The sequence below is a fragment of the Streptomyces sp. NPDC019937 genome (assembly GCF_040631655.1).
Taxonomy (GTDB): Bacteria; Actinomycetota; Actinomycetes; order Streptomycetales; family Streptomycetaceae; genus Streptomyces.
The window spans coordinates 205,702-225,828 of the sequence record NZ_JBEYAL010000012.1 but is presented as its reverse complement, the minus strand read 5'-3'; the positions used below and the strand labels follow the sequence as shown (position 1 = coordinate 225,828).

The 20,127-nt window shown below is 70.5% G+C and carries 22 protein-coding genes; 13 read left to right on the top strand and 9 right to left on the bottom strand.

What is annotated here, in order from left to right; genetic code table 11:
* Nucleotides 1-348 precede the first annotated feature (348 nt).
* The 4 genes from ABZ562_RS15155 to ABZ562_RS15140 all read left to right on the top strand — a co-directional run bounded on the left by ABZ562_RS15155 (nt 349) and on the right by ABZ562_RS15140 (nt 4,011).
* The gene (locus tag ABZ562_RS15155; protein ID WP_361478468.1) at nt 349-1,785 is read left to right on the top strand and encodes a carboxylesterase family protein; all 1,437 of its coding nucleotides are present in this window, start codon (nt 349-351) and stop codon (nt 1,783-1,785) included.
* 59 nt (nt 1,786-1,844) lie between these two features.
* Entirely contained in the window at nt 1,845-2,867 is a 1,023-nt protein-coding gene (locus ABZ562_RS15150; RefSeq protein WP_361478465.1) for a zinc-binding dehydrogenase, read from the top strand.
* Nucleotides 2,868-2,934: 67 nt separating this feature from the next.
* On the top strand, nt 2,935-3,366 hold the full coding sequence (locus ABZ562_RS15145) for a nuclear transport factor 2 family protein (RefSeq protein WP_361478462.1): 432 nt from the start codon (nt 2,935-2,937) through the stop codon (nt 3,364-3,366).
* A gap of 63 nt (nt 3,367-3,429) precedes the next feature.
* A complete protein-coding gene (locus ABZ562_RS15140) occupies nt 3,430-4,011 on the top strand; it encodes an NAD(P)H oxidoreductase (protein WP_361478459.1) in 582 nt (193 codons plus the stop codon).
* Between the two features lie 174 nt (nt 4,012-4,185).
* Here ABZ562_RS15140 and ABZ562_RS15135 read toward each other — a convergent pair whose 3' ends face one another.
* The gene (locus ABZ562_RS15135; protein ID WP_361478456.1) at nt 4,186-5,118 is read right to left on the bottom strand and encodes an AraC family transcriptional regulator; all 933 of its coding nucleotides are present in this window, start codon (nt 5,116-5,118) and stop codon (nt 4,186-4,188) included.
* A gap of 130 nt (nt 5,119-5,248) precedes the next feature.
* Here ABZ562_RS15135 and ABZ562_RS15130 point away from each other — a divergent pair, with 130 nt between their 5' ends.
* The 3 genes from ABZ562_RS15130 (at nt 5,249) to ABZ562_RS15120 (ending at nt 7,414) form a co-directional block, all read left to right on the top strand.
* On the top strand, nt 5,249-5,644 hold the full coding sequence (locus tag ABZ562_RS15130; RefSeq protein WP_361478453.1) for an MmcQ/YjbR family DNA-binding protein: 396 nt from the start codon (nt 5,249-5,251) through the stop codon (nt 5,642-5,644).
* Nucleotides 5,641-6,009, top strand: a complete 369-nt coding sequence (locus tag ABZ562_RS15125; RefSeq protein WP_361478450.1) for an MmcQ/YjbR family DNA-binding protein — start codon at nt 5,641-5,643, stop codon at nt 6,007-6,009. The genes ABZ562_RS15130 and ABZ562_RS15125 overlap by 4 nt, the downstream gene beginning before the upstream one ends.
* 100 nt (nt 6,010-6,109) lie before the next feature.
* Nucleotides 6,110-7,414: a replication-associated recombination protein A gene (locus ABZ562_RS15120; protein ID WP_361478447.1), complete on the top strand. Its 1,305-nt coding sequence runs from the start codon at nt 6,110-6,112 to the stop codon at nt 7,412-7,414.
* Here ABZ562_RS15120 and ABZ562_RS15115 read toward each other — a convergent pair whose 3' ends face one another.
* Nucleotides 7,415-7,927, bottom strand: coding sequence for an ATP-binding protein (locus ABZ562_RS15115; RefSeq protein ID WP_361478444.1), 513 nt, complete (start codon nt 7,925-7,927; stop codon nt 7,415-7,417). It lies immediately after the preceding gene.
* A 73-nt stretch (nt 7,928-8,000) separates the two neighbouring features.
* Here ABZ562_RS15115 and ABZ562_RS15110 point away from each other — a divergent pair, with 73 nt between their 5' ends.
* From ABZ562_RS15110 to ABZ562_RS15100, 3 genes are all read left to right on the top strand, one after another.
* Complete coding sequence (locus ABZ562_RS15110) at nt 8,001-8,933, top strand: helix-turn-helix transcriptional regulator (RefSeq protein WP_361478500.1); 933 nt, start codon at nt 8,001-8,003, stop codon at nt 8,931-8,933.
* Between the two features lie 3 nt (nt 8,934-8,936).
* Nucleotides 8,937-9,140: a DUF397 domain-containing protein gene (locus ABZ562_RS15105; RefSeq protein ID WP_361478441.1), complete on the top strand. Its 204-nt coding sequence runs from the start codon at nt 8,937-8,939 to the stop codon at nt 9,138-9,140.
* Between the two features lie 277 nt (nt 9,141-9,417).
* Complete coding sequence (locus tag ABZ562_RS15100) at nt 9,418-9,768, top strand: hypothetical protein (RefSeq protein WP_361478438.1); 351 nt, start codon at nt 9,418-9,420, stop codon at nt 9,766-9,768.
* A 50-nt stretch (nt 9,769-9,818) separates the two neighbouring features.
* On the opposite strand, the gene ABZ562_RS15095 is transcribed toward ABZ562_RS15100, so the two are convergent.
* Nucleotides 9,819-10,985, bottom strand: coding sequence for an alkaline phosphatase PhoX (locus tag ABZ562_RS15095; RefSeq protein WP_361478435.1), 1,167 nt, complete (start codon nt 10,983-10,985; stop codon nt 9,819-9,821).
* Between the two features lie 175 nt (nt 10,986-11,160).
* On the bottom strand, nt 11,161-11,520 hold the full coding sequence (locus ABZ562_RS15090) for a hypothetical protein (RefSeq protein ID WP_361478503.1): 360 nt from the start codon (nt 11,518-11,520) through the stop codon (nt 11,161-11,163).
* Between ABZ562_RS15090 and ABZ562_RS15085 the strand changes: the two genes are divergently transcribed.
* The 3 genes from ABZ562_RS15085 to ABZ562_RS15075 all read left to right on the top strand — a co-directional run bounded on the left by ABZ562_RS15085 (nt 11,486) and on the right by ABZ562_RS15075 (nt 13,868).
* The gene (locus ABZ562_RS15085; protein WP_361478432.1) at nt 11,486-12,088 is read left to right on the top strand and encodes a TetR/AcrR family transcriptional regulator; all 603 of its coding nucleotides are present in this window, start codon (nt 11,486-11,488) and stop codon (nt 12,086-12,088) included. The genes ABZ562_RS15090 and ABZ562_RS15085 overlap by 35 nt on opposite strands.
* An 83-nt stretch (nt 12,089-12,171) precedes the next feature.
* Nucleotides 12,172-12,804 carry an RNA polymerase sigma factor gene (locus ABZ562_RS15080; RefSeq protein WP_361478429.1) on the top strand — a complete coding sequence of 211 codons (633 nt, stop codon included), beginning with the start codon at nt 12,172-12,174 and terminating at the stop codon, nt 12,802-12,804.
* The gene (locus ABZ562_RS15075) at nt 12,801-13,868 is read left to right on the top strand and encodes a CU044_5270 family protein (RefSeq protein WP_361478426.1); all 1,068 of its coding nucleotides are present in this window, start codon (nt 12,801-12,803) and stop codon (nt 13,866-13,868) included. The genes ABZ562_RS15080 and ABZ562_RS15075 overlap by 4 nt, the downstream gene beginning before the upstream one ends.
* A gap of 138 nt (nt 13,869-14,006) precedes the next feature.
* Here ABZ562_RS15075 and ABZ562_RS15070 read toward each other — a convergent pair whose 3' ends face one another.
* The 5 genes from ABZ562_RS15070 to ABZ562_RS15050 all read right to left on the bottom strand — a co-directional run bounded on the left by ABZ562_RS15070 (nt 14,007) and on the right by ABZ562_RS15050 (nt 20,034).
* A complete protein-coding gene (locus ABZ562_RS15070) occupies nt 14,007-14,909 on the bottom strand; it encodes a sugar ABC transporter permease (RefSeq protein WP_361478423.1) in 903 nt (300 codons plus the stop codon).
* Nucleotides 14,906-16,273, bottom strand: a complete 1,368-nt coding sequence (locus ABZ562_RS15065; protein WP_361478420.1) for an ABC transporter substrate-binding protein — start codon at nt 16,271-16,273, stop codon at nt 14,906-14,908. The genes ABZ562_RS15070 and ABZ562_RS15065 overlap by 4 nt, the downstream gene beginning before the upstream one ends.
* 133 nt (nt 16,274-16,406) lie before the next feature.
* Nucleotides 16,407-17,420, bottom strand: coding sequence for a chitinase (locus tag ABZ562_RS15060; RefSeq protein WP_361478417.1), 1,014 nt, complete (start codon nt 17,418-17,420; stop codon nt 16,407-16,409).
* Nucleotides 17,421-17,554: 134 nt separating this feature from the next.
* Nucleotides 17,555-18,268, bottom strand: a complete 714-nt coding sequence (locus ABZ562_RS15055; RefSeq protein WP_361478414.1) for a response regulator — start codon at nt 18,266-18,268, stop codon at nt 17,555-17,557.
* A 146-nt stretch (nt 18,269-18,414) separates the two neighbouring features.
* The gene (locus ABZ562_RS15050) at nt 18,415-20,034 is read right to left on the bottom strand and encodes a sensor histidine kinase (RefSeq protein ID WP_361478411.1); all 1,620 of its coding nucleotides are present in this window, start codon (nt 20,032-20,034) and stop codon (nt 18,415-18,417) included.
* Nucleotides 20,035-20,127: the final 93 nt, after the last annotated feature.

Here is a 20,127-nt window from a genome sequence, read left to right as displayed (position 1 = left end):
CCTCGCAACCCGCGTGAGGAGAGCGCAGCGGCGCTGCGTGCGACGAGCGCGGGGCCGCGAGGTGCCGTGCCAGGCGTCGGGAGCCCGGCATGATCCACACGACACCCCCTAGGCCGGCTTCGCCCGGCCCGAGATCCAGCGGGCCCGCTGACGGCAGACCTCGGGTCGCCCCAGCGGGCCCGCGGCGGCCTGGGCTACGAAAAGAGGGATCAGAGAAGTGTCACCTGGTGACCACCGGGTGACCGCTGTCCGCCGGACGCTTCGGCGGATCCCGGGTGACGATTTGAGAGCGCGCAACCCGCCGCCGACACCTCGCGGAACTCCTGCACCGCACCGGAAGGACATCCCATGACCAACACCGCACTTAAGGCCCCGACCGCACCAGGGGTGCGGTCCTGGTGGGGAATCCCGTATGCCACCGCCGAGCGATACCGCCGCCCCGTGGTCGCGGACTTCGATCCGGACCTCCCCTACGACCGCAAGGGCGTCGTCTCCGTGCAGCCCGACAGCGGCGACTGGCTCGAAGCGGACAGCGGGACGGGCGAGGACTGCCTGAACCTGAACGTGTGGGCCCCCGAAGAGCCTGCCGGGGAGGCACTCCCGGTGGCCGTGTACATCCACGGCGGCGGATTCGAGTACGGCGCCAACACGCAGATCACCTCGAACGCCTCCGGTCTCGCCGCGACAGGGCGCGTGGTGGGCGTGTCGATCAACTACCGGCTCGGCGCCCTGGGCGCGGTCTCGCTGTCGCAATACGGCGGCGCTCTCGCCGAGGCCAGCAACCTCTGTCTGCAGGACGTCATCGCCGCGCTGACCTGGATCAAGCAGAACATCGCCCACTTCGGCGGCGACCCCGGCGACGTCACCGTCTACGGCCACAGCGCCGGCGCCTTCTCCGCCTTCGGGCTCCTCGGCGCCCCTGCCGCCAACGGCCTGTACACGCGCCTGGCCGGATTCTCCGGAGGCCCCTCGCGTATCCAGCCGGCCTGGTGGGCCGAGGAGCACGCGCACCGGTTCGTCACCGAACTCGGAGTCGCGGACAACCCGGAAAAGCTCCTCGACCTCGACACGGCCACGCTGGTGGCCGCCGTGCGCAAGGTCACCCCGACAGACATGGGCATCCGTGGCGGGATGCTGGGCACGAGCATCGGTGTCGTCCTGGACGCCGGACAGCCCGGAGCGGTGTTGCGTGCCCATCCCATGGACGTGCTGGCCTCCGGTACACACCGGGACGTGGACATCCTGCTGAGCGTGGCCAGTAACGAGATGGGCTGGTGGGTGGCGAACGACCTCGACCGGTTCGACCCGCACACCGTCGAGGCCGTCGTCGACGAAATCGCCGGATGGCGCATCGCCCGCTCCCGCGCCCAGAAGATCGTCGACGCCTACGACAGGGACGGCCGCACCCCGGCCGAGGTCCGCGCCGCCTACCTGACGGACTACACCTACGCCGTGTCCGCGGCCCGCGGCGCCCTGGCCCACGCCGCTGCGGGCGGAAACGCCCATCTCCTCCTGATGGGACCCTCCGCGGGCGCGCCCGCCGTGCACGGCACCGAGATGTACGCCCTGGTCGGCCAGGAGCAGCCGGGCCGCAGCGCCGAGCAGGCCGAGCGTGACACGCGTATCCGCGACATCGTGCTCGACTTCGCCACGGGCCGGCGGACCCGGCTGTGGCCCGCCGTCATCGACCGCCCCAGCGCGGAAGGCGTCGGCAACCTTCCCGTCGAGGCCGGCGAGCACTACCAGTCCGTCCTCGACCGGTATGAGGGCATCGACCGCCCCTGACGGTCCTCAGGCGATACGGAACCGCACAAGGCCGCCGCCGGCCGATCAAGGAGCTTGCCATGAGCCAACCGACAGCCGTCGGCGACGCCGCACCTGCGACGATGCGAGCCGTCGTCGTCACCCGGCCCGGCGACCTCGACGCACTCGAGATCAAGGATGTGCCGGTGCCCGCACTCCGGCCGGGCTGGGTGCGGATCAAGGTGAAGGCGTTCGGCGTCAACGAATCCGAGGTCACCACCCGCAAGGGCGAGTCGGACCCGGAGGTCACCTACCCGCGCGTCCCCGGTATCGAGGGTGTGGGGGTCATCGATCAGGCCCCGGAGGACAGCGGGCTGCGCCCGGGGCAGCAGGTGGCGACCATGATGGGCGGCATGGGCCGCTCCTTCGACGGCTCCTACGCCCAGTACGTCACCGTCCCCGTAACGCAGGTCATCCCGTTCGAGACCAGCCTGCCGTGGGACGTGGTCGGCGCGCTGCCGGAGATGTTCCAGACCGCGTACGGATCGCTGACCACCGGCCTGGACCTCAAGGCCGGGCAGACTCTGCTGATCCGCGGCGGCACCTCCACGGTCGGGCTGAGCGCGGCCACGATCGCGAAAGACCTCGGCGTCACGGTCATCTCCACCACGCGTCAGGCCGATCGCGCCGACGAACTGCGGGCCATGGGCATCGACCATCCGATCGTGGACGACGGGAAGATCGCCGAGAAGGTCCGGGACCTCGCGCCGAAGGGCGTGGACGCCGCGCTGGAACTGGTGGGCTGCACAGTCCTGCCGGACACCTTCGGGTGCGTGCGCGCGCACGGCACCGTCTGTTTCACCGGCGCACTGGCGGGCCAATGGACGATCCCCGACTTCACCCCGTTCATGATCCCGGGCGGAGTGCGGCTGACCGCCTACGCGGGCGAGGCCAGTGACTTGCCCGCGGAGGTGTTCCAGCACCAGCTGCAAGCCATCGCCGAAGGGCGGCTCAAGGCCCCGGTGGCGAAGGTCTACCACGGCCTGGAGCAGGTTCGCTCCGCTCAGGCCGGCGTCGAGGCCGGTACCTCACCGGGCAAGCACGTCGTGCTCCTCGACGACTGAGAACACACATCTGACGCGCCCCTCAGGCCAGAGCCGGCCGGTCGGGCCTTGTACGAGAGGAAACGCCATGGGCGTCCACAAGGAAGAAATCAGCAAGACCATCATCGAACTGGAGAAGTCGTTCAACGAGCGGTGGAGCGCCGGCGACAACACCGGCTACCTCGACGCGTTCGCCGACGAGGTCAGCTACTTCGACCCGATCCTCGAGAACATTCTGGTCGGCCGGGACAAGGTCATCGCATGGATCAACTCCCTCTACTCCAACCCGCACATCGTGCGTAGCGAATACCTCAACCCGCAGGTGCACGTCAGCGACGAAGGTGACGTCGCCGTCCTGGCGTACAACCTGCACACCTACGTCCTCGACGAGAACGGCAAGGAGAAGCAGCTGCGCTCCTGGAACGCCTCCCACGGCTACCAGCTCATCGACGGCCAGTGGCGCATCGTGCACTCCAACTGGGCCTTCTCCCAGACCGTGACCGAAAAGATCGCTTCCTGACCGCGACGGGGCCTACGGGCTTTCGAGCCGGAGCGATCCCCACCACCGGAAATGTGGCATTCCATGCACACCCTGCTTGTTCTCGCCCACCCGCGCGAGTCGTCCCTCACCGCGCAGGTCGCCGACCGGGCCCTGCGCCGGCTGGAGGCCGGCGGCCGCACGGTTGACTTCCTCGACCTGCATACGGAGGGCTTCGACCCGCGGATGTCCCTCGAGGACGAACCCGACTTCTCCACGCCCGGGAAGGTCTGCTCGGCCGAGGTTCGCGCGCACATGCGGCGCGTGGAGGCCGCCGACGAGATCGTCGTGATCTTCCCCGTCTGGTGGTACGGCCTCCCGGCCCTCCTCAAGGGCTGGATCGACCGGGTCTGGAACCACGGCTTCGCGTACGGCGTACGCCCGTCCCGGCTCAGCGGCAAGCGCCTGCTGTGGCTGGGCCTGGCGGGCGGAGCGGAGGACACCTTCGTCGAGGGCGGCGTGCACGGGCTGCTCGAACACCACCTGACCGCCGGTATCTCCCGGTACTGCGGTGTCGAGGACGCCACGGCGCGCGTGGCCTACGACACGATCGACAACGGAGCCGACGCCCTGGAGGCGGCCGAAACCGCCCTGGACGACTTCATCGCCGCACCGATCAGGGCCTGATCCGGAACCTCCACGGCGCCACCGCCCTCTCCGTCAGGCACACCGGTATCCCGCCGCTATCCAGAGGCGCGCGAGGCGCTCGACTCTCCGGCTCGGCCGGTCGGGTCGTGACGGTCCGCTGCGGCAGCAGGTCCGGGTCGGCCATGTGGGGGGCGGGCCTCCGCCGCGCTCGCCTCACGTACCGGTCCTCCCTTCGTCGGCCGCGAAGGCGGCCGGGGTGAGACCGGTGTGTCCGCGGAAGAAGCGGCCGAAGTTCGCGGGATCAGAGAAACCGAGATGAACAGACACAGCCCGGGCGTCCCACCGGGCGCCTCCCAGCAGGCGCCGGGCTTCGAGGAGGCGCCGCTCGTCGATGAGCTCACGCACCCCCTTGCCGGTGGTGTCCCGGGCGGCGCGGCTGAGGGTACGGACCGAGCAGCCGAGCAGTTCGGCGTAGTCCGCGGCCCGGTGCAGTTCGCGGAAGTGCAGCTCAAGGGCGTCCACGAACCGTCCGTACGTGTCACCGCGGCCCGTGCCGGCCGACGTGTCGGTGGGGGTGATGCCGGGGGCGTTGGCGAGGCGCAGCAGCAGTGATTCGAGCAGGCTGCGGCGCAGGGCGTGGTGGACATCGAGGGGGCGGCGCCCGAGGGCTCGGTGTTCGTCCAGGAGCTGGAGGACTGTCTGCTGGAGCCAGGCGGCGTCGCCGGGGTGCGGGCTCAGTACGGCAGGGGCCTCGTGCGCGGTGAGCGGGGCCAGGAGGCGGGCGACGTCGGACCGCAGCACGTCGGGCTCGAACAAGATGAACGGGCCGCGGGCGGCGCCGGGCGGATGCCAGCACTGCGTGTGTCCGGGACGCACCCACAGCCACTGGCCGGGGGCGACGGTCCGCGTGACGTAGTCGACGTCGTGCCGCAGCTCACCCTCGGTGACCAGGATGAGGTAGTGGAAGGTGGCGCGGCCCGGACGGGGCGGGTTCCACGGCCAGTCGTCGTGCTGGGCGAAGAAGTCCTCGATGGTACTCACCTCCAGCCCGTACGGAGTGCCGACCGGGGGCTGGAAACCGTACAGCGGAACCGCGGCCGGTCCGGCCTGGCCGCTCGGCCCGGGGTGTCGCTTGTCGACCATCATGTGTCCGCAGCCTACTGCCCGTTTCGTCTGGTTCAGGGAAAGGATGGGCTGTGCCGCCGCGACCGCGCGGCACGCCCTCCGCGTCCTTCGACGCCGCGCTCCATCACCCCATCAAGGAAGACAACGCCCCATGAACGGACCGACCCTGCAGCAGACCGCCGCCGACAGCGCCGAGGAGCTTCCCGGAGCCCAGCTGGAGCATCCCTTCGGCCCCGACTGGGAGGTCTTCAAGGTACGAGGCAAGGTGTTCATGCTGATGACCGAGGTCCCCGGGCGTCCCGTCGTGATCCTCAAGTCGGACCCCGGCGAGGCCCTCGCCCTGCGGGAACACAACAGGCACATCACCCCCGGTTACCACATGAACAAGAAGCACTGGATCACGCTGGAGGGCGGGGACGGCATCGACGAGTCGCTCGTCAGGGAGCTCGTCACCGAGTCCTACCGGCTCGTCGTGGCTCACCTGCCCAGGGCCGAGCAGCCCGTCGACCCGCACACCTACGGCAGCGGAACGCGAGCGGCCCGGTGAGCGCGGACGGTGACCGGCTCCAGGACACCGCCCGCCGGGCGGCCCTGGCCCTCCCCGACGTCAGCCACGGACGCCCCTTCACCCCCGGACTCGACGTGTACAAGGTCGCGGGCAAGGTGTTCCTGATCGTCACCGACGACCCGGACGAGCAGATCATCACGGTCAAGTGCGAACCCGAACACGCCCGCGCGCACGTACACGGCTACGCCTCGATCACACCGGGCCGCTATCTCGACAAACGGCACTGGATCTCGCTGGGGCCGGGCCCCGGCATCACCGAGCGACTGGTCACCGAGGCGGTCGAAGACTCCTACGACCTCGTCGTCGAGCGGCTGCCACGACGCGACCGCCCCCGAGCCCGATGAGCACCACGAGCCTTCCCACCAGCGGCTGAGCCAACGCCTGTCAGTGCCCCGTGCAAGGCTCGCCACGCCCGCACATGTCCGCCACCGATCCGAGAGACCGATGGAACCGACCCTGCCGCTCTTCGACGAGGAGCCCGCCCGGCCACTTGCCGACCGCCTGCGCCCCACACGGCTGGAAGATGTCGTCGGACAGGACCACCTCCTGGCCCCGGACGCCCCGCTGGGCCGCATGGTCGCCCAGCAGCGCCTCGGCTCCGCCATCCTGTGGGGGCCGCCCGGCGTCGGGAAGACGACCATCGCCCGGCTCCTCGCGGACGGCAGCAACCTGGCCTTCGAACCGGTGTCGGCCACCTTCTCCGGCGTGGCCGAGCTGCGGAAGGTCTTCGCCGCCGCACGAAGCCGGCGTGGCATCGGCCAGGGCACCCTGCTGTTCGTCGACGAGATCCACCGCTTCAACCGCGCCCAGCAGGACAGCTTCCTTCCCTACGTCGAGGACGGCACGATCGCCCTGATCGGCGCCACCACGGAGAACCCGAGCTTCGAACTCAACGGCGCCCTCCTCTCCCGCACCCAGGTCCTCGTCCTCAAACGCCTCGACGAAGCCGCCCTGTCCACGCTGCTCCACCGCGCCGAGCAGCTCACCGGCCACCGGCTGCCCCTGGACGACGACGCCCGCCGCGCCCTGATCGCCATGGCCGACGGCGACGGCCGCTACCTCCTCAACATGGCCGAACAGCTCCAGGCCCTCCCCGACACCGAAACCACCATGGACACCACCGCGCTCGCCCACCACATCCAGCAGCGCGCCCCGCTGTACGACAAGGCGCAGGAGGGCCACTACAACCTGATCTCCGCGCTGCACAAGTCGATGCGCGGCTCCGACCCGGACGCGGCCCTGTACTGGCTCGCCCGCATGCTCGACGGCGGCGAGGACCCCCTGTTCGTAGCCCGCCGCCTGGTCCGCTTCGGAGTCGAGGACATCGGCATGGCCGACCCGCACGCCATCCAGCAGGCCCTCGCCGCCTGGGACGTGTACGAACGACTCGGCTCCCCCGAGGGCGAGCTGGCGATCGCCCAGGCCGTCGTCTACCTCGCCACCGCCCCCAAATCCATCGCCGTCCACCGCGGCTTCAACGCCGCACACCGCGCCGCCCGCCGCACCGGCTCACTCATGCCACCCGCCCACATCCTCAACGCCCCGACCCGGCTGATGAAGAACCTCGGCTACGGCAAGGACTACCAGTACGACCCGGACACCGCCGACGGCTTCTCCGGCGCCGACTACTTCCCCGACACCATGGACCGCGAGACCTACTACAAACCCACCCGCAACGGCTACGAGGCCCAGATCACCGAGCACCTGCGCCACTGGGCGGCCCTGCGCGCTCGCCGACAACGCGGCTGACTACGGCTTGTCGGAGCACTGGTCGGTGGGGAGCGAGGTGGTCAGGTCGAGTTCGGCCCAGATCTCCTTGCCGACGGTGCGCTCCCGTACGCCCCAGCGGGCGGCGAGCGCGCGGACGATCAGTAGTCCACGGCCGTGCCGGTCCTCGGGGGACGGCTGCCGGGGGTGGGGGAGCCGTTCGCCCCTGGGATCGGCGACGCTGATGCGTAGCGCGGTTTTCGTCAGGGTGAGGTGTACGCGGAACAGCCGCCCCGGGACGCGGCCGTGTCGTACGGCGTTGCTCGCCAGCTCGGAAACGATGAGCGCGACGTCGTCGGCGAGAGCGGCGTGGCCCCACTCGGCCACCAGTCGGGCGGCGTGCTGGCGGGCGCGGGTCACGCTTATCGGTGTCGGGACGTAGTCGACGCGGTCTTCGTTGATGACGGGGTCTTGGGGCGCGAGTTCCATCGCGTACCTCCGGGTGGGCAGGGCGGAGCGCATCCGCCAACTGACGTCCCTGTGCAAGCGGTTCATCACGGACCGTAGCCCTGTGATGGTGTTCAGTTCAACTCAACTGAGGAAAATTCAACCGATCTCGGTTGCGAGGGTGTCCTGTCACGCAGCAGACTGGCGGCACATCACTGAGGAGAGGTGTCGGGTGACAGAGGGTCAACCCACGCAGGCGAACAGCACGTCAAGCGTCTTGGGACGGAGATTGGGTGGCGAGCTGATGAGGCTCCGGACCGGAGCGGGCTTGACGCAGACACAAGCGGCGAAGGTGTTGAGCGCTTCGACGGGCAAGGTCGCCAAGATGGAGGGCGGGTGGGTCCCCATCCGGGACCCGGATATCCGCGCCTTGTGCACCTTGTACGGCGCGAATGACCCTGCGACCGTCGGCGGGCTCCTGGAGCTGGCGCGTATCGACCGCGACCGCCGTAAGGCGAAGGGCTGGTGGAGCGACGTGCCGCTCACCAAGACCATGAGGGAGTACGTACCGCTCGAGAGTGCGGCCACGGCTGTCAAGGCGTGGCAGGTGTCGTTCATTCCAGGGCTGCTCCAGACCGCTGACTACGTACGGTCGTTGCGCCGCGCTTCGGCTCCAGCTGATCGCCCCGATGAGGTCGAGGCGTTCGTCGCCTCCCGGGTCGCCCGTCAACAGAGGCTCACCGAGGACAAGCCGCTCGTCCTCTGGGCCGTCATTGCGGAGGCGGCGCTGCGCATCCCCACGGCCGAGCCCGAGATGCTTCGGGACCAGTTGGCGAGCCTTCTTGATTGGAGCGAGCGCCCCAATGTCACGATTCAGGTGCTTCCCTTCGGCGCCGGGATGATGCGAGCGCTCGCGGGCTCGTTCAACGTTCTCTCGTTCGCCGAGCCGGGTGCCATGGACGTGGTGTACCAGGAATTGGCGTTCTCCACGACGTGGGTCGAGGGTGGCGAAGGCGCGGCGCAGCACGTAAGACTGTTCGAAGAGACTGTGCGGGGCTCGCTGCCCGAGGCCGAGTCCCGAGCCTTCATCGGGACGCTCATCAAAGGACTTTGAGCTGTGACAATGTTCGTCTTCCGTAAGTCGAGCTACAGCAACGGGCATGAAGAGTGCGTCGAGGCGGCCACCAACGTGCCCGGCACCGTGGCCATACGCGACTCGAAGCGCCCCGACGGGCCGATACTCCACCTGGCCCCCGCCGCCTGGGTGGACTTCCGGGCCGCCGTCGCCGGCGGGCGGATCGCGGCGGCCCCTCAGGCGTGAGTGAACGGCCCGGCCCGGCAGAGGGTGCACCAGTGGGGCCCACGAGACCTGTTCGACGAAGCATCAGCGGAATCAGCTTGGTGGGAGGAAGCGGGACGTCCGCACGTGCACGACTTCGGTCTCACGGTCACTCCCGACGGGCACACCGCATGGCTCGACACCCGGGAGAGCGGACCGTCCTGGCCGCTCTTCGGCTGAACGGCGGCCATCAGGCGTGTGCTTGGATGAGGCCCATTCGGCGATTCGGGAAAGCCGAATGGACCTTGGGAGGGGCAGGATGAGGGTGCTGGCGACGCTGGCCCGGCTGTACGTGGACGACCTGGACCGCGCACTGCCGACGCTGCGCAGCTTGACCGGCCAGGACACCCGTATGCGGTTTCAGCACGGCGGTGTCGAGGTGGCGAGCATCGGCGGCTTCCTGGTGGTGGCCGGTGGCGACGAAGCGCTTGCCCCCTTCCGCCAGGTGCAGAGCACGGTGCTCGTCGACGACCTGGACGGGCTGCCAGAGCTGCTGGACGCGCAGGGCGGTGAGATTCTGTCCGGGCCGGACCAGGTGCCGACCGGCCGCAACGCGACCGTGCGACACCCCGGCGGCGTCGTTTTCGAGTATGTCGAGCACTCGGCATAGGTGATGGCCGGGCGGCACCGCCGTGCCGCCCGACCGTCACCGGGGCGCGATCAGGCCGTGGCGCGGAACGGCCCCGTGACCTCGTAGGTGATGCCGCCCGACGAGCTGCCCGTCGTGCCGCGCTGGCTGGAGAAGTACAGCCGCTTGCCGTCGGGGGAGAAGGCCGGGCCGGTGATCTCCGAGCCCGACTGGCCGGAGATGCGCAGGAACGGCGCGACGATGTCGTCCGGGGTGATGACGCAGATCTCCATGTTGCCGCCGTCCTCGGCGACGAACAGGTCGCCGGAGGAGGAGCCGGTGACGTTGTCGACGCCGGTCAGCGGGGCGGGGCCGGGGTTGACCAGGCTGTCGTCGTAGGCGAGTTCGTAGGTGCTGTCGGCCAGGTTGAGCTGCCAGACGCGGTTGTCGCCCTTGGTGGTGAACCAGACGGTGTCGTTGGCGTAGTGGCAGCCCTCGCCGCCGTTGAAGATCTTGGCGGACGGGACCTGGTCGCGGGTGGCGGTGGGCGAGCCGTCGGGGTCGGGCACGTTGGCCCAGCTGAACGATCCGGAGGTGGCGGTGCCGGCGGTCAGCACCTGCAACTGGCCGGAGGCCAGGTTGCCCCAGGTGGTCGGGATGAACCGGTAGAAGCAGCCGTCCGTCTCGTCCTCGGTCAGGTAGATCACCTTGCGCACCGGGTCGGCGGCGGCCGCCTCGTGCTTGAACCTGCCCATGGCGTCGCGGCGGACGGCGGCGTTCACGCCCCACGGGTCGCTCTCGTAGACGTAGCCGAGGGACACCTCCTCGCAGGACAGCCAGGTCTTCCAGGGGGTGGCGCCGCCCGCGCAGTTCTGCCGGGTGTTGGACAGGACGCGGTAGGCGCCGGTGATGGCGCCCGAGGAGCTGAACTTGACGGCGCTCGCGCCGCCACCGGGGTTGATCTCCGAGTTGGAGACGTAGATCCAGCCCGTGCCGTCGGCGAAGCAGGCGCCGCCGTCGGGGGCGCTGTGCCAGGCGTACGAGGTGCCCGGCACCGTCTGGCCGGACCGGGCGATCACCCGGCTGGTGAAGCCGCTGGGCAGCGCGATGCCGTTGGCGTCGGCGGCGAGCAGAGCACCGTACGGGCCCGGGCCCTTCTGCGCGGGGGCCGCGTAGGCGGCACCGCGCATGAGGGTGCCGCCGAAGGCGGCGGCGGAGGCTCCGATGACTGCTCCGCGCAGGAAGACACGACGTTCCACAGCTACTCCTTCATCAAGAAGGTGGAATGGATGGCTGGTTGAGCGTCGCCGACTGGTCACGAGGGACGAAGGTAGGGCCGCCGCACGTAGTCGAGCAGGCCCCTCTTGGCGAACTCTTTACGACCAACTGGTGAGTCACATCGCGCCGATGGTGCCGTGGCGTAACCCAGGGCCATTACATCCCGTGGTAAAGCCGTCCCAGGTCGATGAGCTGAATGGTCTCGTCCCGGCTCGCCAGGTCCCGCAGCTCTTCGGTGAAGCCGGCGCCGCTGAAGCACAGGAGGCGGGTCTCCTGCTCTCGGGCACCGCTGCGGGCTCCCAGCAGGCCACGGAGGTGCTCCAGGCGTCGCAGATGTCCCAGGCCCATGATGTCGTTCCACTTCGCTTCACCGATGGCCAGCAGGGTCTCGCGCTCGCCGGTGTCGCGGCCGAAGACGGCGACGTCGATCTCGTGACTGGTCTTCGCGCCGGGGTCGGTCGACGCGGTCTCGACGCGCGCGGTGAGCACCGCGGCCGGGGTGCAGCCGCCGACCATCTACCGGCTCTTCGGCGACAAGCAGGGCCTGCTCGACGCCGTCGTCGCGCAGGGCTTCGCCGCCTATCTGGCCGACAAGACCGCCGCGGAGCCCACCGGGGACCCGGTCGAGGATCTCCGGGCCGGATGGGACCTTCACGTCGGCCTCGGCCTGGCGAACCCGGCGCTGTACCGGCTGATGTACGGTCAGCAGCCCTCCGGGGCGTCCTCACCGGCGGCCCTCGCCGCGTTCGACGTCCTCGCCGGGCACGTCCGGCGCATCGCCGAGGCGGGGCGGCTGCGCATCCCCGAAGAGCGCGCCGCGGCCCTCGTGCACGCCGCCGGGTCCGGTACGACGCTCGCGCTCATCGCCACACCCGAGGACGCGCGCGACCCGGAGCTGTCCCGCACCGCTCGCGAGGCGGTCCTCGCGGCGATCACCACCGACGCCCCCGCCGCCCCCGGGCCCGGGCCCGCCGCGGCCGCCGTCACCCTCCGCGCCGTACTGCCGCGGACCGACGCCCTGACGGCGTCCGAAAGCGCCCTCATGCGGGAATGGCTCGACCGGATCGCCGACCGGACCCGCTGATTCCGCGCCTGGAGTGGCGCCTGTGACGCACGTCACCGGAACTCACCCGTCCCCGGAAGCCAGTTGAAGGCGTGACCACAGACATGCGAACCCGGGTGCGGGCCGGGGATCCCGACGCCTTCGCGGAGCTGTTCGACGCGTACGCGCGCGCGGTGTACAACCACGCCTTCCGGCTGACCGCCGAATGGTCCGTCGCCGAGGACGTCATGTCGGCGACGTATCTGGAGGCGTGGCGGCGTCATGCGTCGGTCGAGGCCGAAGGGGGTTCGCTGCGGCCCTGGTTGCTGGGGATCGCCACCAACGTCGCCCGCTCGCACTGCCGCGGCAACCGGCGCTACCGGGCCGCGGCCGCCGCTGCCGCCGAGGCGGGGCCCGAGGCCCAGCGGATTCCCGACCACGCCGAGGAGACGGCGGGCCGGGTGGACGACCGGCGGCGCATCAACGCCACGCTGACCGCGCTCGCCTCGCTGCGGCGGGCCGAGCGCGAGGTGCTGGTGCTGTGCCTGTGGGAGGGCATGGAGTACGCCGACGTCGCCCGCACCCTCGCCATCCCCATCGGAACCGTCCGTTCCAGACTGTCCCGCGCCCGCACGAAGCTGCGCAAGCTCGCCGATGCCGAACTCATCAGGAAAAAACGGGAACTCGCCTCCCCCGCCCGGCAGATAACAGGCGATCGCGGCTACGCGATCCGGTCCGCAGAGGAAGGAAACCGATGAACGCCAGCCCCTCCCAGCCGCACCCGGCTGAGTGGCCGGAGACCCGAGAGCTTCGGGGCACCGAGGAGCGGGATCTGCCGGCGGGCCGCCACGCGTCGCACAAGGAGCACCTGATGGCCCAGATCCGTGACGACATCCGCACCACCACCGCACCCGCCGCCCCCGCGCGGCAGCGCAACCCGTTCCTGCGCCGGGCGGTCCTGCTGCCCGTCGCGGCCTGCGCCCTGGCCGGGGCGATCGTGGGCGGCGTCGCCCTGTACGGGGACAACGGCGGGGACGGTACGACGCCCCTGGCCACCGGACCCGCGCTGACCACACCGCTCGGCACCGCCGACGCGAAGGGCGCCGCCCGGCTGCTGGACCGCATCTCGCTGGCCGCCGCCGACGCCTCCGGGCCCACGGTGCGCGACGGCCAGTTCATCTACATCGCCTCGAAGGTGGCCAGCACCTATCCCAAGACGGTGGACGACAAGACCACGGTGGTCAGCCAGAAGCTGCACGACCGTCAGGTCTGGCAGTCCCCCGACGGGAGGGACGGCTGGCTGATCGAGGCGGGCGAGACCGGTGACGAGGGCATCACCCTCGCCGGCAAGCACCCGGTGAGCTCGGCGTACGACAACCTCGCCAAGCTGCCCACCGACGCCGACGCGCTGCTGAAGAAGATCAGCCAGGACGCCGACAAGAACCGGGACAAGGAGGTCCCCCGCGACCAGGCGGCCTTCGTCGCCCTCGGCGATCTGCTGACCGAGAGCTACCCGCCCGCGAAGCTCACCGCGGCCATCTACCGGGCCGCGGCGAAGATCCCCGGGGTCGTCACGGTGGACGACGCGGTCGACGCCACCGGCCGTCACGGGGTCGCGGTGGCGCGGCTGAACGAACAGGACGGCCAGCGCACCGAGTGGATCTTCGACAAGAAGAGCCTGGAGTTCCTGGGTGAGCGTAATGTCCAGGTCAAGCCCGACACGAGCGGGGTGTTCAAGGTCGGCACCGTGACCTTCACCAGCGCCATCACCCAGCGCGCGGTCGTGGACGGCAACAAGCGGCTGCCCTCGCGGGAGGGCTGAGACGCATGCCGTCGAAGACCTCCGCGGCCGCGCTGTGCACCCTGCTGGTCTCGGCGGCGCTCACGGGGGCCGCGCTCGCGGCCCCCGGGTCCGGCCTCGGCGTACGTGAGGCCGGGCCCGCCCTCACGACGTCGGACGTCAGACTTCCTCCCGCATCAACCGCAGATACACCACCGAGAACGCCGCCCCCACCAGCAGCAGCAACAGCGCCACCGCCGTGCCGTAGCCGATCAGGGACTTGTTGAACGCCTGGTCGTACATGAACACCGGCAGCGTCTGGCTGCGGTTGCCGGGGCCGCCGCGGGTCATGGCCCAGATGAGGCCGAACACCGACAGCGTCTGCAACGTGTTCAGCATCAGATTGGTGCCGATGGAGCGGCGGATCATCGGCAGGGTGACGTGCCAGAAGCGGCGGAGGCCGCCCGCGCCGTCGACCTCCGCCGCCTCGGTGATCTCCTGGGGGATCTCCGACAGGGCGGCGGAGTAGACGAGCATCGAGAACGCCGTGCCGCGCCAGACGTTGGCGAACGACACGGCGAGGATGGGCAGGGTGTACAGCCAGTTCTGGGACGGCAGGCCCAGCCCGTCCAGGACGGCGTTGAGCGTGCCCTCGCGGCGGAAGAACGCGTACAGCAGGAAGCCCGCGACGATCTCGGGGAGGACCCAGGCCGCGACCACGACCGACCCGATCAGCGTGCGCACCGGCTTGGAGGCCCGCCGCATCAGGGTGGCCAGGGCCAGGCCCAGGGTGTTCTGGCCGAGGAGGGAGGAGACGACCGTGAAGACGAGGGTGAGGACGACCGCGTTGCGGAAGTCGCCGTCCCCGAAGGCGCGGCGGAAGTTGGCGAGGCCGGTGAACTCCGTGGTGGAGGTGCCGGTCAGCTGCATGTCGGTGAACGCGATGTAGCAGCAGTAGGCGATCGGCCCGCCGAGGAAGAGCAGCAGCAGGACGGTGGCGGGGGCGAGGGGGAGCCAGCGCAGCGGGCGGCCCCGGCGGCGTACGGGGGAGACCGCAGCGGAGGCTTTGGCCACGGTGGTCATCGGCCCACGGCGCCGTCGGTGACGGACTTCAGCTGCTCGTCGTAACGCTTCGCCGCCTCGCTCGGTGAGGCGTCACCCGTGGTCGCCGCCTCCATGGCCTCGCCGATGGCCGAGGAGACCTGCGGATAGACGGGGAGCGCCGGGCGGTAGTGGGTGTTCTTCACCAGGCCGGTGAAGAAGCGGATGCCGGGCATGGAGGAGAGGTATTCGGGGTCCTTCGCGACGTCCTCGCGGACGGCGATCTGGGCGTTGACGATGTCCCACCGGACCGCGTTCTCCTTGGTCTGGAACCGCTCGATGAACTTCCAGGCCAGATCGGGGTTCTTGGACTTGGCGCTGATCGCCCAGGTCCAGCCGCCGGACATGCTGACCTTGCCGGGCGCCTGCCCGGCTTGCGTCGGCATCGGCGCCTGGCCGAGGGTCTTCGACCATTCGGGCCAGGGCTTGCCGCCGGTCTTCAGCCAGTTCTGGCCGAGCCAGGAGCCGTCGAGGGCGATGGCGAGCTTGCCCTCGGGGAGCCATTCGCTGTAGACGGTGGTGCCGACGTTGGGGTCGAGGGCGTCGGAGATGTCGGGGCCGAGCTTCTCGTCGTACACCGTCTTCATAAACGCCAGGGAGTCCCGGAAGCCCTGGCCGCCGGTGACCCACTTCTTGGTCTTCGGGTTGTAGAGCGGTTCGTCGCCCGCGCCGCCGGTCCCGTACAACAGCATCTCGAAGCCCTGCATCACGGAGGTCTCGCCCGGGGCCTTGCCGGTGTACACGTTGAGCGGGGTGACGCCGGGGACCTTCTTCTTGATGGCGCGCGCGGCGGTGAGGATGTCGTCCCAGTTCTTCGGCGCCCAGTCGGCGGGCAGCCCGGCCTTGGCGAAGATCTCCTTGTTGAACCACAGCCCGCGGGTGTCGGTGCCGTCGGGGACGCCGTACGTCTTGCCGTCCTCGGCCCTGGCCGCCGTCTTCGCCGTGTCGACGAACTGGTCCCAGCTCTTCCACTTGGCCAGATAGTCGTCCAGCGGCCGCAGATAGCCCGCCTTGATGTCCGCGTTGATCCGGAAGGTGTCCTCGTAGACCAGGTCGGGGGCGGTCTTCGGGGACCGCATCATCTGCTGGACCTTGGTGGCGTAGTCGTTGTCCTGCGCCTGGATCGGGATCAGCTTGACCTTCTTGCCGGGGTTCGCCTTCTCGAACTGCTTCTTCACCGCGGCGAGGTGGTGGTCCTTGAAGCGGATCTTGTTGTCGGTGCTGCGGTTGTACGCGACCTTGACGGTGTCCGGGTCGCTGCCCGAGCCGCCACCGCAGGCGGTGAGCCCTGCGGTGGCGACGAGAGCGGCGGCGGTGAGGATCAGTGTGGCGGGTGCGGGGCGCACGGCACGACCTCCTTGCTGGCCTCTGTGGGCTGCGGGCCGACCGTAAGGTCGCCTTCAACGCAAGGTCAATCCCCGTACACGGGGATATGGTTGGCGTGCCGGGCGCTCGAACGCACGGCGCGGGAAGAGGAGTTCAGCCGGTGTAGCCCGCGAGCGCCTTGGTGAAGTCGTACGTGCCCTGGTTGATGCCGCTGCACGCGTCCCCGTCCGTGCCGGAGCCGCACTTGCGGTCGCGGTTGAGGGACCAGAAGCTGACCCGGGCCAGGTGGTGGCTCTGGGCGTACGAGATCATCGACGTGAAGTTGGCCAGGGTCACCGTCTCGCCCGCGACGTCCGTCTTGCCGTTCATCGAGGAGAAGCCGACCTTGCGGTAGGCGGCGTCCGAGGAGAGGCCGTAGGCGCTCGCGACGGTGTTCTTCAGGCCGTCGACCGCCGACTTGGTGGCCGCCGCCATGTCGACGGAGCCCTGCCCGAAGTCGAACGGCATGACCGTCCAGCCGTCCACGTCGACCCCGGCCGTGGCGCCGCGCTTGACCAGGTCCGTGCCGTTGGCGTCGGGCCCGGTCGTGGTGGTGCCGAAGGTGACGTAGACCTTGATGCCGCTGTTCTTCTGCTTGACGGTCTTCAGCGCGTCGATCACCCGCTGCCGGACCGTCGCGTTCTCGAACTCGGTCGACTCGATGTCGATGTCGATCGCCTTGAGCCGGTACGCGTCGATGACCTTCTGGTACGCGGTGGCGAGCGCGGAGGCGGACGAGCACTTCTCGCCGAGCTTGTTGCCGCTCCAGCCGCCGAAGGAGACCGTGACCTCGCCACCGGCAGCGCGGATGGCGTTGATGGTCGACTGGTCGGTGCCGCCGGTGAGGGCGCGGGAGCCGTCCCACTTGGGGGCGCAGCCGCCGTCGGAGAGCATGAACGCCATCGTGAACTGCTTCGTGCCGGTCGCCGACATCACGTCCGTGGCCTTGGGCGGACTGCCCCAGCCGAGGTAGAGGTACGGGCCGGTCTGGCCGGTGGCGGCGGCCGCCGTGTGCGGCGACGGGGGCGTGGCCTGGGCGGTGGCGGCCGCGCCCGTGGCGATCACGGCGGCCAGTCCGGTGGCCGCGGCGGCCAGGGTGCGTCTGTGGTGGCGCGGGAGTATGCGCATGTGGCGTCCTCCTGGGGGTCGGGGAGGGGTGCGGCTGAACGCTAGCGAGCGGCCATGGCCACGACAAGACGTCGGATAGGAAACTTTCCTAATGGTGGCCGAGGGAGACCGCTCGGTGCCCGCTCAGCACTCGCTCAGTGTTCGCTGAGCCAGCGGTAGACCAGCTCCGGGCGCCCTATCTGCCCGTAATGCGGGGTACGGGCGGCGCGGCCGGCATCCACCAGGTGCTCCAGATAGCGGCGCGCGGTGATCCGTGAGATCCCCACCGCCTCCGCCGTCGCCGCCGCCGAGACGCCGTCCTCGGCGCCGCGCAGCGCCTCGGTGACCGCCTGCAGGGTGGCCTGGGTGAGCCCCTTGGGCATCGAGGCGGGCTGCGGTGCGCGCAGGGCGGCCAGCGCCCGGTCCACCTCGGCCTGCCCGCTGGCCTCGCCCGCGGTCGACCGGAACTCGGCGTACCGCTGGAGCCGGTCGCGGAGCGTGGAGAAGGTGAACGGTTTCAGCACGTACTGGACGACCCCGAGCGAGACCCCGTCCCGGACCACGGCGAGGTCCCGGGCCGAGGTGACGGCGATGACGTCCGCCGCGTGCCCGGCCGCCCGCAGCGCCCGCACCAGCTGCAGACCGTGCCCGTCGGGCAGGTAGAGGTCGAGCAGGATGAGGTCGGCGGGTGTCCGCTCCAGCAGCCGCTGGGCGTCACCCCCCGTGCGCGCGGTGCCGACGACGGCGAAACCGGGGACGCGCTCGACGTACATCCGGTGCGCGTCCGCCGCGACGGGATCGTCCTCGACGACCAGCACCCGGATCGGCTCCGGGGTCGGCGTCGCCGAGTTCGCCTGCGGCGGGCTCATGGATCGGGATTCCTCTCGGGGACGGACACGTCAGGGGGGAGGCGGAAAGCTCGGGGCCCCAATTTACGGAGCGTAATGAAGAGTGGCCAGGGCTGGGGCCCGGTGAATCCGCCGGGGATGGCCACCGGCGACCGTCCCGCGCGGTTTCACGGCGCGGCGGCCGCGGTGGCGAGCGGCAGCCGGACGGTGAACTCGGCGCCGGAGCCGGGCGCCCCGGCCACGTCCACGGTGCCCGCGTTGCGGCGTACGGCCTGCTGGACCAGGGCCAGCCCCAGGCCGCGGCCCGCCGCCTTGGTGGACCAGCCGCGGCGGAAGGCGTCCTCGGTCGCCGCCGGGTCCAGACCGGCGCCGGTGTCCGCGATGCGCAGGGTCAGCTCGCCGTCGTCCGCGCGGACGGTGACCGTGACGCGGGCGCTGCGGGCGGCGCCGCTGCCGACGCCCTCGGTGGCGGCGTCGATCGCGTTGTCGACGAGGTTGCCGACGATGGTCACCAGGTCGCGGGCGGCCAGACCGGGCGGCAGCAGCCCGTCGTCGATGCGGCTGTCGGGGGTGAGGACGAGTTCGACGCCGCGCTCGCTGGCCTGGGCCGCCTTGCCCAGCAGCAGCGCCGCCAGCACGGGTTCGGCGACGGCCGCCACCACCTGGTCGGTGAGCGCTTGGGCCAGCTCCAGCTCGGCCGTGGCGAACTCGACCGCCTCGTCCTCCCGGCCCAGCTCGATCAGCGAGACGACGGCGTGCAGCCGATTGGCGGCCTCATGGGCCTGGGAGCGCAGCGCCTCGGCGAAGCCGCGTACGGAGTCCAGCTCACCGGAGAGCGCCTGCAGCTCGGTGTGGTCGCGCAGCGTGACGACCGTGCCGCGCTGTTCGCCGCTGCTCACCGGGGAGGTGTTGACCACCACGACCCGCTCCGCGGTGAGGTGCAGCTCGTCCACGCGCGGCTCGGTGGCCAGCAGGGCGCCGGTGAGCGGGCTGGGCAGGCCCAGCTCGGACACGTAGGCGCCGACCACGTCGTCGGGCAGCCCGAGCAGCTCCCGGCCGCCGTCGTTGATGAGCGCGATCCGCCGCTGCCCGTCCAGCATCAGCAGCCCCTCGCGCACCGCGTGCAGCGCCGCCTCGTGGTAGTCGTGCATCCGGCTCAGCTCGGTGGCGTTCATGCCGTGGGTGTGGCGGCGCAGCCGGGCGTTGATGACGTACGCGCACAGGCCCCCGACGGCGAGCGCGCCCGCCGCGACGCCGAGCAGGGCCAGCAGCTGGCGCCGCACCTGGGCGCTGATGGTCTCCACCGTGATCCCGGCGCTGACCAGCGCGGTGATCCGGCCCCCGGCCTTCTGGTCGCGCACCGGCGCGACCACCCGCACCGACGAGCCGAGGGTGCCGGTGTAGGTCTCGGGGAAGATCCGGCCGCGCAGCGCGGGCTCGATGTGGCCGAGGTAGCGCTCCCCGATCCTGTCCGGATCGGGGTGTGTCCAACGGATGCCACGCGGGTTCATGATGGTCACGAAGGTGACGCCAGTGTCCCGGCGCACCTTCTCCGCGTACGGCTGGAGCCGGGCGCTGGGGTCGCCGGACCGTACGGCCCCGGCCACCGAGGGGGAGTCGGCGACCGCGGCGGCGGCGGCCGTGGCCTGACTGCGCGCGGCGGACGTGGCCTGGTTGCGGTCGGTGATGTACGCGAAGACGGCGCATCCCGCCACCAGGGCGGCAACGAGCACGACCTGCATCGCGAAGAGCTGGCCGGCCAGGCTCCGCGGGTGGGGGATGCGCATGTCCATCAGTCTGCACACGAATCTTTGTGTGAACGAAATGAACGGAAGGGTGACCCCCGTCACAGGCGTGGTGCATAGTCGCCGGAACCGTTC